At 64.0% G+C, this 12,206-nt stretch carries 11 protein-coding genes; 6 read left to right on the top strand and 5 right to left on the bottom strand.

Features of this window, described 5'->3' with window-relative positions:
• Window positions 1-2 precede the first annotated feature (2 nt).
• From JCM7686_RS15825 to JCM7686_RS15805, 5 genes are read right to left on the bottom strand one after another with little or no spacing between them, the layout of a single operon-like run.
• On the bottom strand, window positions 3-923 hold the full coding sequence (locus tag JCM7686_RS15825; protein ID WP_236635897.1) for an ABC transporter substrate-binding protein: 921 nt from the start codon (window positions 921-923) through the stop codon (window positions 3-5).
• Between the two features lie 60 nt (window positions 924-983).
• Window positions 984-1,955: an ABC transporter permease gene (locus JCM7686_RS15820; RefSeq protein ID WP_020951799.1), complete on the bottom strand. Its 972-nt coding sequence runs from the start codon at window positions 1,953-1,955 to the stop codon at window positions 984-986.
• The gene (locus JCM7686_RS15815) at window positions 1,952-3,487 is read right to left on the bottom strand and encodes a sugar ABC transporter ATP-binding protein (protein WP_020951798.1); all 1,536 of its coding nucleotides are present in this window, start codon (window positions 3,485-3,487) and stop codon (window positions 1,952-1,954) included. The genes JCM7686_RS15820 and JCM7686_RS15815 overlap by 4 nt, the downstream gene beginning before the upstream one ends.
• The gene (locus JCM7686_RS15810; protein WP_020951797.1) at window positions 3,484-4,575 is read right to left on the bottom strand and encodes a Gfo/Idh/MocA family protein; all 1,092 of its coding nucleotides are present in this window, start codon (window positions 4,573-4,575) and stop codon (window positions 3,484-3,486) included. The genes JCM7686_RS15815 and JCM7686_RS15810 overlap by 4 nt, the downstream gene beginning before the upstream one ends.
• Complete coding sequence (locus JCM7686_RS15805; protein WP_020951796.1) at window positions 4,572-5,624, bottom strand: sugar phosphate isomerase/epimerase family protein; 1,053 nt, start codon at window positions 5,622-5,624, stop codon at window positions 4,572-4,574. The genes JCM7686_RS15810 and JCM7686_RS15805 overlap by 4 nt, the downstream gene beginning before the upstream one ends.
• 95 nt (window positions 5,625-5,719) lie before the next feature.
• On the opposite strand from JCM7686_RS15805, the gene JCM7686_RS15800 reads away from it, so the two are divergent.
• From JCM7686_RS15800 to JCM7686_RS15775, 6 genes are all read left to right on the top strand, one after another.
• The gene (locus JCM7686_RS15800) at window positions 5,720-6,724 is read left to right on the top strand and encodes a LacI family DNA-binding transcriptional regulator (protein WP_041527417.1); all 1,005 of its coding nucleotides are present in this window, start codon (window positions 5,720-5,722) and stop codon (window positions 6,722-6,724) included.
• Between the two features lie 162 nt (window positions 6,725-6,886).
• Window positions 6,887-7,855 carry a galactofuranose ABC transporter, galactofuranose-binding protein YtfQ gene (gene ytfQ, locus JCM7686_RS15795; protein ID WP_020951794.1) on the top strand — a complete coding sequence of 323 codons (969 nt, stop codon included), beginning with the start codon at window positions 6,887-6,889 and terminating at the stop codon, window positions 7,853-7,855.
• A gap of 61 nt (window positions 7,856-7,916) precedes the next feature.
• Complete coding sequence (locus JCM7686_RS15790; RefSeq protein ID WP_041527416.1) at window positions 7,917-9,428, top strand: sugar ABC transporter ATP-binding protein; 1,512 nt, start codon at window positions 7,917-7,919, stop codon at window positions 9,426-9,428.
• The gene (locus JCM7686_RS15785) at window positions 9,425-10,441 is read left to right on the top strand and encodes an ABC transporter permease (protein WP_020951792.1); all 1,017 of its coding nucleotides are present in this window, start codon (window positions 9,425-9,427) and stop codon (window positions 10,439-10,441) included. The genes JCM7686_RS15790 and JCM7686_RS15785 overlap by 4 nt, the downstream gene beginning before the upstream one ends.
• Window positions 10,438-11,424, top strand: coding sequence for a galactofuranose ABC transporter, permease protein YjfF (gene yjfF, locus JCM7686_RS15780; RefSeq protein ID WP_020951791.1), 987 nt, complete (start codon window positions 10,438-10,440; stop codon window positions 11,422-11,424). The genes JCM7686_RS15785 and yjfF overlap by 4 nt, the downstream gene beginning before the upstream one ends.
• Entirely contained in the window at window positions 11,421-12,179 is a 759-nt protein-coding gene (locus JCM7686_RS15775; protein ID WP_020951790.1) for a FadR/GntR family transcriptional regulator, read from the top strand. Before yjfF ends, JCM7686_RS15775 begins: the two co-directional genes overlap by 4 nt.
• The last annotated feature ends 27 nt before the right edge of the window (window positions 12,180-12,206 follow it).

The raw sequence follows: 12,206 nt of genomic DNA, 5'->3' as shown, positions 1-12,206 counted from the left end.
GATCAGAACGGGCTGTCCGGGAAGTAGAATTTCGCGGCGTTTTCCGGCGTGATCAGACGCGAGCCGATGATGAAGCGGCCCGACATCGGCGCATCCGATTCAAAGTTCAGCACGGTCATTTCGATGGCCGAGGAAATCAGCGCCGGCGGATAGGTGACGTCGACTGGCAGCTGCGGGTCCTTGTCCATGATCCGCTTGACGATTTCCTTCATCCCGGCGCCGCCGATGACCCACATTTCCTTCTCGCGCTTCGAAGCGGAAATCGCCTCGAGCACACCAAGCGCCATGTCGTCATCTGCCGCCCAAACCGCGTCGATTTGCGGGAATTTGGTCAGATAATCCTGCATGACCTTGAAGGCATCGTCGCGGTTCCAGTTGCCGTGCTGCTTGTCGAGAATCTCGATCCCCGAACCGTCGATGGCTTTCTCGAAAGCCTCGACGCGCTCATTGTCGAGTGTGGTCGGGATGCCGCGCAGGATCACGATCTTCGCGCCCGATTTCAGATGGGCCTTGAAGTAATCGCCCGCCACGCGCCCGAAAGCGGTGTTGTCGCCCGCGACGTAGAGATCCTCGATCCCCTCTTCCGAGAGACCGCGGTCCACGACCGTCACCCATTTGCCCGCCTCTTTCACCGATTTGACCGGCGCGGTCAGCGGCTCGGATTCGAAGGGTAGCACGACCAGCGCGTCGATATTGCGCGTGGCGATCATATCCTCGATGTCATTGACCTGTTTCGAGGCATCGCCCGCCGTCGACAGCACAAACTCGATATGCGGATAGGTCGTGTTCAGCCGCTTGATGGTTTCCTGCGCGTGCCAGTTCAGCCCGCCCATGAAGCCATGCGTGGCCGAGGGGATCGAGATGCCGATCACCTTCTTTTCGCCACCCTGCGCCAGCACGGCGCCGCCCGAGACGCCGACCATCAGCGCCGCCGCAAGCGGCAGTTTCAGCATGTTTCTGCGATCCATGTCTTCCTCCCAGTTTCACCGCTCCCCGGCGGTGCGTTTTTCCCGCTGCAACACCACAGCAAGCACAATGATGACCCCTTGGATCGCCCCGTTGAGATAGGGGCTGACCAGCGAGGTCAGGTTCAAAATATTGTCGATGAGGCTGAGGATCAGGACGCCGACCACGGTGCCCCAGACCCGGCCTGTGCCGCCTTTGAGCGCCGTGCCGCCAATGATGACCGAGGCAATCGCCTCAAGCTCCCAGCCGATCCCGGTTGAACCCGAGGCCGAGCCCAGACGCGGCACATAGATGATGACCGCAAGCCCGACCAGCGCGCCAAGTAGCATATAGGTCATCAGCTTGATGCGGTTGACGTTGACCGCCGAATAGCGCGCGACCCGGTCGTTCGAGCCGATCGCCTCGACATAGCGGCCAAAGCGGGTATGGCGCATCATCAGCTCACCCAGGATCGCGACCACCGCGAAGGTGATGATCGGCCAGGTGATCCAGCCAATGCCCGAGTAATAGACCGGGCGGTAAAGCGTGCGCATGTCCGAGGTCAGGCTGAGCGTGCCGCCATCGGCCAGCCAGGTGACCAGACTGCGGAAGATCCCCATCGTGCCAAGCGTGACGATGAAGGGCTCGATCCTGGCCTTGGTGATCAGCGTGCCGTTGATCGTTCCCGCCAGAAGCCCGCCAAACAGCGCGACCCCCATCCCGAGCAGCACCGTGCCCCAGTTGACGCCGGTATAGGGCGCCAGCGCATTGATCGCCATGATCGTGATCCCGGCGAGAAAGGCCGCCATCGAGCCCACCGACAGGTCGAGCCCGCCCGAGGTGATGACGAAGGTCATGCCGACCGCGATCAGCCCGATGAAGGCCGAGCGCGCGAGCACGTTGGTGATATTTGCGGGCGCGAGGAAGGCCGGGTTCAGAAACCAGCCGAGCAAGATCAGCAGGACCAGCGCCACCAACGGGCCGAGGACGTGAAAGTTGATGCGCTTCATGGGGTGACTGCCTTGGATTTGGGCTCGGATTTGGGCTCGGGGATAGGGTCGGCTTCCGCGCCGACGCCCATGGCGAGACGCACGATATTGTCCTCGGTGATGTCCTGACCTGCGACCTCGCCAGCGAGGCGGCCCTGACGCATGACCAGCACACGGTCGGCAAGGCCCATGACCTCGGTCAGCTCTGACGAGATCACGATGATGCTGCGCCCCTCGGCCGCGAGCTTGCGGATGAAGGCGTAAATCTGGCGCTTGGTGCCGACATCAATGCCGCGCGTCGGCTCGTCGATGACGATGATCTCGGGATCGGTGAGCATGGTCTTGGCGAGCAAAAGCTTTTGCTGGTTGCCGCCAGAGAGGTTGCCCGCCGCGATCTCGCGCGTGGGGGTACGGATGTCGAATTCGGCGATGGCGGTGTCAAGCGCGCGCGCCTCGGCCCGCTTGTCGATGGCAATGCGCCCGAATTTCGCCAAGGCCGACAGCGTCAGATTCTCAGAGAGCCCTTTCGTGAGCAAAAGCCCGGCTTCCTTGCGGTCTTCGGTCAGATAGGCGAGCCCGGCCTCGGCGGCCTGACGCGGGTTGCGGATCGTGATCTCGCGCCCTTTGAGCGTCAGCGTGCCGCTGTGCGGACGCAGGCCGACCAGCCCTTCGGCAAGCTCGGTCCGGCCCGAGCCGATCAGCCCGGCGATCCCCAGAACCTCGCCGCGATGGAGCGTGAGGCCGATGTCATGGACCGCGCCCGGCACGCTGAAATCGCGCAGCTCCAGCACGGTTTCGCTTTGGGCGGTGTTCTTGGGCGGGAAGAAATCCGTCAGCTCGCGCCCGACCATCGCGGTGGCCATGCCGTCTTCGGACATCTCGCCGCGCATCGCCCGCGCCACGACCGAGCCGTCGCGCAAAACCGTGATGCGGTCGGCGAGATGCGCAACCTCGTCCAGACGATGCGAGCAGAACATCAGCGCCACACCCGCCGCGCGCAGACGGTCGATCTGGTCATAAAGCGCGCCAACCTCGCGATGGGTCAGCACCGCCGAAGGCTCGTCCATGATCAAGACGCGCGCATCGCGCGACAGGGCCTTGGCGATCTCGACCATCTGGCGGTCGGGCACCGAAAGCTCGCGGATCAGGGCATCTGGTGAAATCCGGGTGTTCAGCCGTTCCAGCAGCGCCGCCGTCTGCTCGCGCATGGCGCGGTGATCGAGCCGCCAGCCGCCAAGCTCGCGCCCCAGAAAGACATTGGCCGCGACCGTCAGATCTTGGGCAAGGTTGAATTCCTGATGGATGACGATGACGCCCGCCGCCTCGGCCTCGGGGCCCGAGCGATAGGGCGCGGGCTGGCCGTCAAGCAGCACCTGTCCCGCCGTCGGCGCCAGAAAACCGCCGAGGATTTTCATGATCGTCGATTTGCCTGCGCCGTTTTCGCCGATCAGCGCGTGAACCTCACCGGCATGAAGCGCGAGATCGACGCCATGAAGGACTTCGATCGGCCCGAAGCTGCGCCGGACCTGATCAAGAGCAAGGACCGCTGTCATATCCGCACCCATGTGCCATTGGCCGCCGAACTGTCCTGAGCGGCGGCGATGAAACGCATCCCCGAGAGCCCGGCCGCAATGCCCGGCACCCGATCAAGATGGGCCAGATCGCCGCTCAGGATATCGGCAATGTCTGAATAAAGATTTGCGAAACCCTCGAGATAGCCCTCGGGATGGCCGGGCGGCGTGCGATAGGAGTGCGAGCGGTCCTGCGCGCGTGTCAGGATGCGCGCCGGTTGGCCCTTCGGGACATGAATCAACCGCTCGGAGTTTTCCTGCGCCCAATGCAGCGCGCCCTCCGAGCCGTAAAGCGCCAGCGTCAGCCCGTTTTCATGGCCGACCGCGACCTGACTGACCCAGATCCCGCCCTTGGCGCCGCTGGCATAGCGCAGCGCGACGCGGGCATCGTCGTCGATCAGACGACCCGGCACGATGCGCGACACATCGGCAGAGATTTCCGCCGGTGTCTCGCCGGTGACGAATTGCGCAAGCTGCCAGGCATGGGTGCCGATATCGGCCAAAGCGCCCGCGCCCGCCTGCTTCGGATCCTTGCGCCAGTCGGCCTGTTTCGAGCTGACATCATCGGTGAGCCAGCCTTGCAGGTAATTCACCTGCACCAGCCGCAGCTTGCCGATCGCGCCCTCGGCGACCAGCGCCCGGGCCTCGCGGATGAGGGGCAGGGCGGAATAATTATGCGTCAGGAAAAAGCGCGCCGTCGAGGCGGCGGCGGCTTCGGCGATCGCGGCTGCCTCGGCAGGGGTCGCTGCCAGAGGCTTGTCGCAGATCACGTCAATCCCGGCCTTGAGGCAGGCAATGGCGGGGGCGGCGTGCAGATGGTTCGGCGTGACCACGGCCACGGCGCGGATGCCGTCCGGGCGCGCCGCTTCATCGCGCAGCATGGTCTCGAAATCGGGATAGCTGCGGATGCCAAGCGATGCCGCCGAGCTTGCCGCGCGCTCGGGGTCCGAGGAGAGCACGCCCGCGACCAGCTCGAACCGGCCATCGAGGCGGGCGGCGATGCGATGGACGCCGCCGATGAAGGCCCCGGCGCCGCCGCCGACCATGCCAAGGGGAATGCGCGTGCTCATAGGCCAAGCGCCTTGTTCACCGCCGCCTGATCAATCGCGCCAGCTGCGAAATCGTCGAAGGCATGGGGCGTCACGCGGATGATGTGATCGCGCACGAAAGCCGCGCCTTCACGCGCGCCGTCCTCGGGATGTTTGAGTGCGCATTCCCATTCGACCACGGCCCAGCCCTCATAGTCATATTGCGCGAGTTTCGAGAAAATTCCCTTGAAATCAACCTGCCCGTCGCCCGGACTGCGGAAGCGGCCCGCGCGTTCGACCCAGTTCTGATAGCCGCCATAGACGCCCTGCCGCCCGGTCGGATTGAACTCGGCATCCTTGACGTGAAACATCTTGATGCGGTCGTGGTAGATGTCGATGTTTTGCAGGTAATCGAGCTGTTGCAGCAGGTAATGCGACGGATCGTAAAGCATATTGGCGCGCGGATGCTGACCGACACGGTCGAGAAACATCTCGAAGGTGATGCCGTCATGCAGATCCTCGCCCGGATGGATCTCGAAACAGATATCGACGCCATGGTCCTCGGCGAGATCGAGAAGCGGGCGCCAGCGCTTGGCCAATTCGTCAAAGGCGGTCTCGACCAGTCCCGGCGCGCGCTGCGGCCAAGGGTAGAGATAGGGCCAGGCCAAGGCGCCCGAGAAGGTCGCCATGGCGGTCAGCCCCAGAGCGGCGCTGGCGCGGATGGTCTTGGCGACCTGATCCACCGCCCAGTCCTGACGCGCACGCGGATCGCCGCGCAGCGCCGCAGGCGCAAAGGCGTCGAAGGCCGCGTCATAGGCGGGGTGCACCGCGACAAGCTGGCCCTGCAGATGGCTTGAAAGCTCGGTCACGGCGATACCATGGGCCTGCGCCTGACCCAGAAACTCATCGCGCCAGCTGGCCGAGGTCACCGCGAGATCGAGATCGAAGAGCCGCGAATCACCCGAGGGCACCTGAACGCCGGCATAGCCAAGCCCCGCGGCCCAGCCGGTAATGCCCTGCCAATCGCTGAAAGGCGCCTGATCGCCCGCGAATTGCGCCAGAAACAAACCCGGCCCGCGCATGGTCTTCATCCTGTCCTCCTCATTCCCGTTCCTAGTGTTGCCTTCATATGAAATCGATTGCAACAAGCTTGTGCGACCCGAGCAGCGGATTTACTGTCTCTCTTATGAACGACGACACAGATGCCTCTGCCCCGATCAAACTTGCCGATGTGGCCCGTCTTGCTGGCGTGTCCCCCGCAACGGTGAGCCGGGTGCTGTCGCGTCCGGCCATGGTTGCAGAGGCCACGCGTGAGGCGGTTTTGCTCGCGATCCAGCAGACCGGCTACCGGATGAACCATGCCGCGCGAAATCTGCGCAAGCAGCGGACCGGAGCGGTGGTGGCGCTGGTGCCGAACCTTGGCAACCCCTTCTTCGCCAAGATTCTGGCCGGTCTTGGCCGGGCGTTGGAAGGCGCGGGCTATGATTTGCTGGTCGGGGATACGCTGGGCGAGGGCGGGCGCAGGCGTTCGCTGCACCGCTTTCTGGATCCCTCGCGCGCCGATGGCATCGTGCTGTGCGACGGGCTGGTGCCGCGTGCCGAGCTGACGAACTCGCGGCTGGCCCCGCCGATCGTCATGGCCTGCGAATGGCGCGAGGATATGGAGCTACCCGCCGTGGCCTTCGACAATGCCGCGGGCACAGAGCTGGCCGCGCGTCATCTTTACGAGCTCGGCCATCGCCGAATCGCCTGTATCGGCGGCCCCGAGGCCAATGTGCTGCACCGCACCCGACTGGACGGGGTGGCGCGGGTGTTTGATAAATTCACCGTCTTTTCTGGGGATTTCTCGCTCGAGGCAGGACGCCGCGCGGCCGAGGCCTTTCTGGCGCTGGCCCCGGCAGAGCGCCCGACCGGGGTGGTGTCTTTCTCGGATGAAATGGCCTGCGCCTTCATTTCAGAGCTGCATCGGCACGGGATCCTAGTGCCGCGCGATGTCTCGGTCGTGGGTTTTGACGATATCGAGTTGGTCTCGCATTTGGCGCCGCCTTTGACCACCGTGCGCCAGCCCAAGCGCGAGATCGGGCGGATGGCGGCGCAGACCATGCTCGCCGTCATCGAGGGCAGGCCGGTCGAGCCGCGGGTGATGATTCCGCCGCGGCTGATGATCCGCGCCTCAACCGCCGCGATCTGACGCCAATTCATCATATTAAATTCACGACACCTTGGCGGCGCATCGCGGGATGCGCTGTATTCATGGGTATTTTGATGATGAAGAAATGTTTGACCGATAATTAATCATATAATACGCCTTAGGAAGGGGCCGGGAGGACGGGCCTTTCAGGGAGAGATTCATATGAAACGCATTCTTGCGGCGACCTCGGCGGTCGTCTGTCTGACCATGGCTGTGCCAGTTCTCGCGGAGGGGCTTGAGGGCAAAGTCATCGGATTTTCGCAGATCGGTTCGGAATCGGGTTGGCGCGCGGCGGAGACCACGCTGACGCAAAACGAGGCCAAGGCGCGCGGCATCGATCTGAAATTTGCCGATGCCCAGCAAAAGCAGGAAAACCAGATCAAGGCGGTGCGCGGGTTTATTGCGCAGGGCGTTGACGGCATCCTGATTGCGCCCGTGGTTTCAACTGGCTGGGACGATGTGCTGGCCGAGGCGAAAGAGGCGAATATTCCGGTGGTTCTGCTCGACCGGCAGATCGAGGCACCGGATGATCTTTATCTGACCGCGGTGACCTCGGATCAGGTTCATGAGGGGCGAGTCGCGGGGGATTGGCTGGTCAAGGATGTCGGCGACAAGCCCTGCAAGGTGGTCGAATTGCAGGGCACGACCGGATCGAGCCCGGCCATCAACCGCAAGAAGGGCTTTGAGGAGGCGATTGCCGGGCATGGCAATCTCTCGATCGCGCGCTCTCAGACCGGGGATTTCACCCGGACCAAGGGCAAGGAGGTGATGGAGAGCTTCATCAAGGCCGAGAATGGCGGCAAGGATATTTGCGCGGTCTATGCCCATAATGACGATATGGCGGTGGGGGCCATTCAGGCGATCAAGGAGGCCGGGTTGAAGCCCGGCTCAGATATCCGGGTCGTGTCGATTGATGGCGTGCCCGATATCTTCCTGGCCATGGCCGCTGGTGAGGCCAATGCCACCGTCGAGCTGACGCCGAATATGGCGGGGCCTGCCTATGATGCTTTGGCGGCCTATCTCAAGGACGGAACCCAACCGGCGAAGTGGATCCAGACGGAATCGAAGCTGTTCACCCAAGCCGATGACCCCAAGGCGGTTTACGAGACCAAGAAGGGTCTGGGCTATTGAGAGGCTGCGGCGCGGGGCTTTCGGGTCCCGCCCGCTTTCGCTTTCGGGAGAGGCCGGGCAGATGGTTGCAACGGAGGCGCTGCTTGCGGCGCGCGGCATCGACAAATCCTTCTTTGGCGTCAAGGTGCTCGATGGGGTCGATTTCACCCTGGAGGCCGGAGAGATCCATGCCTTGCTGGGTGAAAACGGCGCCGGGAAATCGACCTTGGTCAAAATCCTGACCGGGGCCTATCGGCGCGATGGCGGTGAGATCAGGCTTGGGGGCGAGGTGGTTGCGCCGCGCTCGGTTGCCGAGGCGCAGGATCTGGGCATCGGCACGGTCTATCAGGAGGTCAATCTGCTCGACAATCTGAGCGTGGCCGAGAACCTTTATCTCGGGCGCCAGCCCAAGCGCTTCGGGCTGGTCGATCAGCGCCGGATGCGCGCAGATGCGGCCGCGCTTCTGGCGCGCTATGGGTTGACGGTCGATCCCGGCGAGACGCTCGCGCGCTATTCGGTCGCGGTGCGCCAGATCATCGCCATTGCGCGGGCGGTCGATCTGTCGGGCAAGGTGCTTTTCCTCGACGAGCCGACCGCGAGCCTTGATGCCCGCGAGGTCGAGGCGATTTTCGCGGTCTTGCGGCGCCTGCGCGATCAGGGGCTGGGGATCGTCATCATCACGCATTTTCTCGATCAGGTTTACGCTTTGGCCGACCGGGTCACGGTGCTGCGCAATGGGCGCATGGTCGGCTCACGCGCGATTGCCGATCTGCCGCGGCGCGATCTGGTCAGCCTGATGCTGGGCCATGATCTGGCCGAGGTCGAGAGCCACCGGTCGGACCGTGTTGCCCCCGAAAGCGCGGCGGCTTTTGTCTATCGCGATTTCGGTAAGCGGGGCGTGATTGCGCCCTTCACGCTTGCGATCCGGCCTGGAGAGGTCGTGGGCATTGCCGGGCTGCTTGGGTCCGGGCGGACGGAAACCGCGCGGCTGATGTTCGGGATTGACCGCGCAGACAGCGGCGAACTTTCCATTGACGGCGCGACGGTCGAGCTCAGATCGCCCGAAGAGGCGATTGCCCGGAGGATCGGGCTTTGCCCCGAAGAGCGCAAGACCGACGGTATCATTGCCGATCTGTCGGTGCGCGAGAATATCGTGCTGGCGCTTCAGGCGCGGCGAGGCTGGGGCAGGCCGATCCCGCGCGCGGAATCCGAGGCGATCGCGCTGCGCTATATCAAGGCGCTCGACATCCGCCCGCCAGATCCGAACCGGCCGATCAAGTTTCTGTCGGGGGGCAATCAGCAAAAGGCGGTTCTGGCGCGCTGGCTCGCGACCGAGCCGCGGCTGCTGATCCTCGACGAGCCCACGCGCGGCATCGACATCGGCGCCCATGCCGAGATCATCGCGCTGATCCAGCGGCTCTGCGCCGAGGGCATGGCGCTGGTGGTGATCTCGTCTGAGGTCGAAGAGCTGGTCGCCTATTCGACCCGGGTCGTCGTCTTGTCGGACCGCCACCATATCCGCGAGCTGACGGGCGCCGAGGTCAATGCGGCCTCGATCATGAATGCCATGGCCTTGAGCGGAGATGCAGCATGACGGCAATCAAGGCGAAATTGCGCCAGCTTGCGCCGCAACTGATCGCGCTTGCGGTGGTGTTGGCGCTGATCGGGCTGGTCGCGCCAGGGTTCTTTGCGATCTCGGTCCAGAATGGGCGGCTTTATGGCAGCCTGATTGACGTGGGGGTGCGCGTGGCGCCGGTTGCCCTGCTCGCGATCGGCATGACGCTGGTGATCGCGACCAGAGGGATCGATCTCTCGGTCGGCGCGGTCATGGCGATCACCGGCGCGATTGCCGCGAGCCTTGTCGCCGAGGGCCAGCCCATTGCGGTTGTGCTGACGGTCGCGCTGGGCGTCGGGCTGGTTTGCGGGCTCTGGAACGGGGTGCTGGTCGCCTTTCTCGATATCCAGCCGATCATTGCGACGCTGATCCTGATGGTGGCGGGGCGCGGGATTGCCCAGCTCATCACCAATGGCGTCATCCTGACCTTTAACGATCCGGGCTTTGCCTTCATCGGCTCGGGCGCGCTTTTCGGCATTCCGATGCCGATCCTGATCTGGGTCGCGATGGGGCTTGCGGTCGGGCTTTTGGTCCGGCGCAGCGCGCTTGGCCTGCTGATCGAGGCGGTGGGGATCAACCGGCGTGCCTCGATGCTGGTCGGCGTGCGCGCGCGCTTCCTGATCCTCGCGGCCTATGCGGTCTCGGGGCTTTGCGCGGCGATGGCGGGGATGATCGTCACCGCCGATATTCGCGGCGCGGATGCCAATAATGCGGGGCTCTGGCTCGAGCTGGACGCGATCCTTGCCGTGGTGATCGGGGGCACCTCGCTTGCCGGAGGGCGCTTTTCCGTCACCGCCTCGCTCATTGGCGCACTGATCATTCAGGCGCTGAACACCGGCATCCTGATGTCGGGCTGGCCGCCAGAGTTCAACCTGATCGTCAAGGCCGTGGTCATTGTCGTGATTCTGACGCTGCAATCGCCCGCGCTGCGCGGCGAGATCGCCGTCCTGCGCGCCTTTCTTCGCAACCGCAAAGCCGAGGGCAAAGCATGATCCGCAGCCGCAATCTGCCCTTTGTCGCCACGGTGGCGATCTTTGTCCTTGGCTATGCGCTTTGCGTGGCGCAATTCCCGAATATGCTGAGCTGGCGCGTCGCGGGGAACCTCTTGACTGACAACGCCTTTCTGGGGATCGCGGCGGTCGGCATGACCTTTGTCATCATCTCGGGCGGGATCGACCTCTCGGTTGGCGCGGTAATCGCCTTCACCTCGGTCTTTGTCGCGGTGCTGGTGCGGGCCGGGGTGCATCCGGCCTTGGCCTTCGCGCTGGCGCTGGTGGTCTCGACCGGATTCGGGGCGCTGATGGGGCTGATGATAGACCTGCTGAAAATGCCGCCCTTCGTCGTCACTTTGGCCGGGATGTTTCTGGCCAGAGGCGCGGCCTTTCTGATCTCGACCGAATCCGTGCCGATCAGCCACCCGTTTCTGCGCACGATCAAGAGCCTTGCGATCGCGCTGCCCGACAAAGGCAAGCTCAGCTTTCTGGCGATCCTGATGCTGCTGGTCTTTGCCGCTGGCGTCGTCATCGCCCATCGCACCCGCTTTGGCGCGAATGTCTATGCGCTTGGCGGTTCGGCCCAATCGGCCGAGCTGATGGGCGTGCCGGTGCGGCGCACCACGGTGCAGCTTTATGCGCTGTCGGGCGGGCTCGCGGGGCTTTCGGGGCTGGCCTATACGCTTTATACCTCGGCCGGATATTCACTGGCGACGGTCGGGGTCGAGCTTGACGCCATCGCCGCCGTGGTTGTCGGAGGCACGCTGCTCACCGGGGGCGCGGGGCTGATCTTGGGGACTTTCTTCGGCGTGCTGATACAAGGCGTGATCCAGACCTATATCGTCTTTGACGGCACTTTGTCCTCGTGGTGGACGAAGATCGTGATCGGCTTGCTGCTCTTTGCCTTCATCGTTTTGCAGCGCGTCATCCTGCTTGTCTCCGAACATCGCGCCCGGCATCGGAGCCCTGCCGTCGCCCTATGAAGATCCTGAACCGCACTCTTTTCGGCGCCATTCCGGCGACGAGCCATGCCAAGGTGGTCGATGCACTCGGGCGCGCCATTGTCGCGGGCGAGCTGGCCGAGGATGAGGTTTTGCCCGGCGATCCGGTGCTGACCGCGCGGTTCGATGTCTCGCGCACGGTCCTGCGCGAGGCGATGAAGACGCTGGCGGCCAAGGGGCTTATCCGCGCGAAATCGCGGGTCGGCACGCAGGTGAACCGGCGCGAGCTGTGGAATTTCGTTGACCGCGATGTCATTGCCTGGCGGATGCAGCGCGGCGTCGATACCGAATTCGTGCGGCAATTGTCCGAGATGCGGCTGGCGCTTGAACCGGCAACGGCGGCTTTGGCCGCGCGTCATGCGACCTCCGACGAGATCATCCGGCTTTACAATATCGCGGCGCGGATGGACGACCGCAGTCACACGCGTGAAAGCTTTGCCGAGGTCGATCTCGAATTCCATCTCGCCGTCGCCGCCATGTCGCGCAATCCCTTCATCCGCTCGGTATCGAGCCTTGTTGAAGCGGCTTTGGCGGTGAGCTTCCGAATTTCCTCGCCCGCGCTCAGCCCCGAGCGGATCATGCAAAGCGCCTCGACCCATCTGCGCATTGCCCGCGTCATCGCCGATCACGACGAAGAGGGCGCGGCGGCAGCCATGCGTCAGGTCATCGTCGAGGGCGCCGAGCGCGCCTGCGAGGCTTTGGCGCGCGAGGGCGGCGGGGCCATCGTCATAAGCTGACCCTTTGGCGTGGCACCTCCAAGAATG

This window comes from Paracoccus aminophilus JCM 7686 (assembly GCF_000444995.1).
Classification (GTDB): Bacteria; Pseudomonadota; Alphaproteobacteria; order Rhodobacterales; family Rhodobacteraceae; genus Paracoccus; species Paracoccus aminophilus.
Note: the sequence above shows the minus strand (reverse complement) of the source record. Positions and strands in the feature narration are given on the sequence as shown.

Bases quoted from the DNA above. Each gene is read 5' to 3' on its own strand.
- ytfQ (WP_020951794.1), top strand. From the start codon at position 6,887: ATGAAACGCATTCTTGCGGCGACCTCGGCGGTCGTCTGTCTGACCATG.
- JCM7686_RS15790 (WP_041527416.1), top strand. From the start codon at position 7,917: ATGGTTGCAACGGAGGCGCTGCTTGCGGCGCGCGGCATCGACAAATCC.
- JCM7686_RS15785 (WP_020951792.1), top strand. From the start codon at position 9,425: ATGACGGCAATCAAGGCGAAATTGCGCCAGCTTGCGCCGCAACTGATC.
- JCM7686_RS15775 (WP_020951790.1), top strand. From the start codon at position 11,421: ATGAAGATCCTGAACCGCACTCTTTTCGGCGCCATTCCGGCGACGAGC.
- yjfF (WP_020951791.1), top strand. From the start codon at position 10,438: ATGATCCGCAGCCGCAATCTGCCCTTTGTCGCCACGGTGGCGATCTTT.
- JCM7686_RS15805 (WP_020951796.1), bottom strand. From the start codon at position 5,624: ATGAAGACCATGCGCGGGCCGGGTTTGTTTCTGGCGCAATTCGCGGGC.
- JCM7686_RS15820 (WP_020951799.1), bottom strand. From the start codon at position 1,955: ATGAAGCGCATCAACTTTCACGTCCTCGGCCCGTTGGTGGCGCTGGTC.
- JCM7686_RS15825 (WP_236635897.1), bottom strand. From the start codon at position 923: ATGGTCGGCGTCTCGGGCGGCGCCGTGCTGGCGCAGGGTGGCGAAAAG.
- JCM7686_RS15800 (WP_041527417.1), top strand. From the start codon at position 5,720: ATGAACGACGACACAGATGCCTCTGCCCCGATCAAACTTGCCGATGTG.
- JCM7686_RS15815 (WP_020951798.1), bottom strand. From the start codon at position 3,487: ATGACAGCGGTCCTTGCTCTTGATCAGGTCCGGCGCAGCTTCGGGCCG.
- JCM7686_RS15810 (WP_020951797.1), bottom strand. From the start codon at position 4,575: ATGAGCACGCGCATTCCCCTTGGCATGGTCGGCGGCGGCGCCGGGGCC.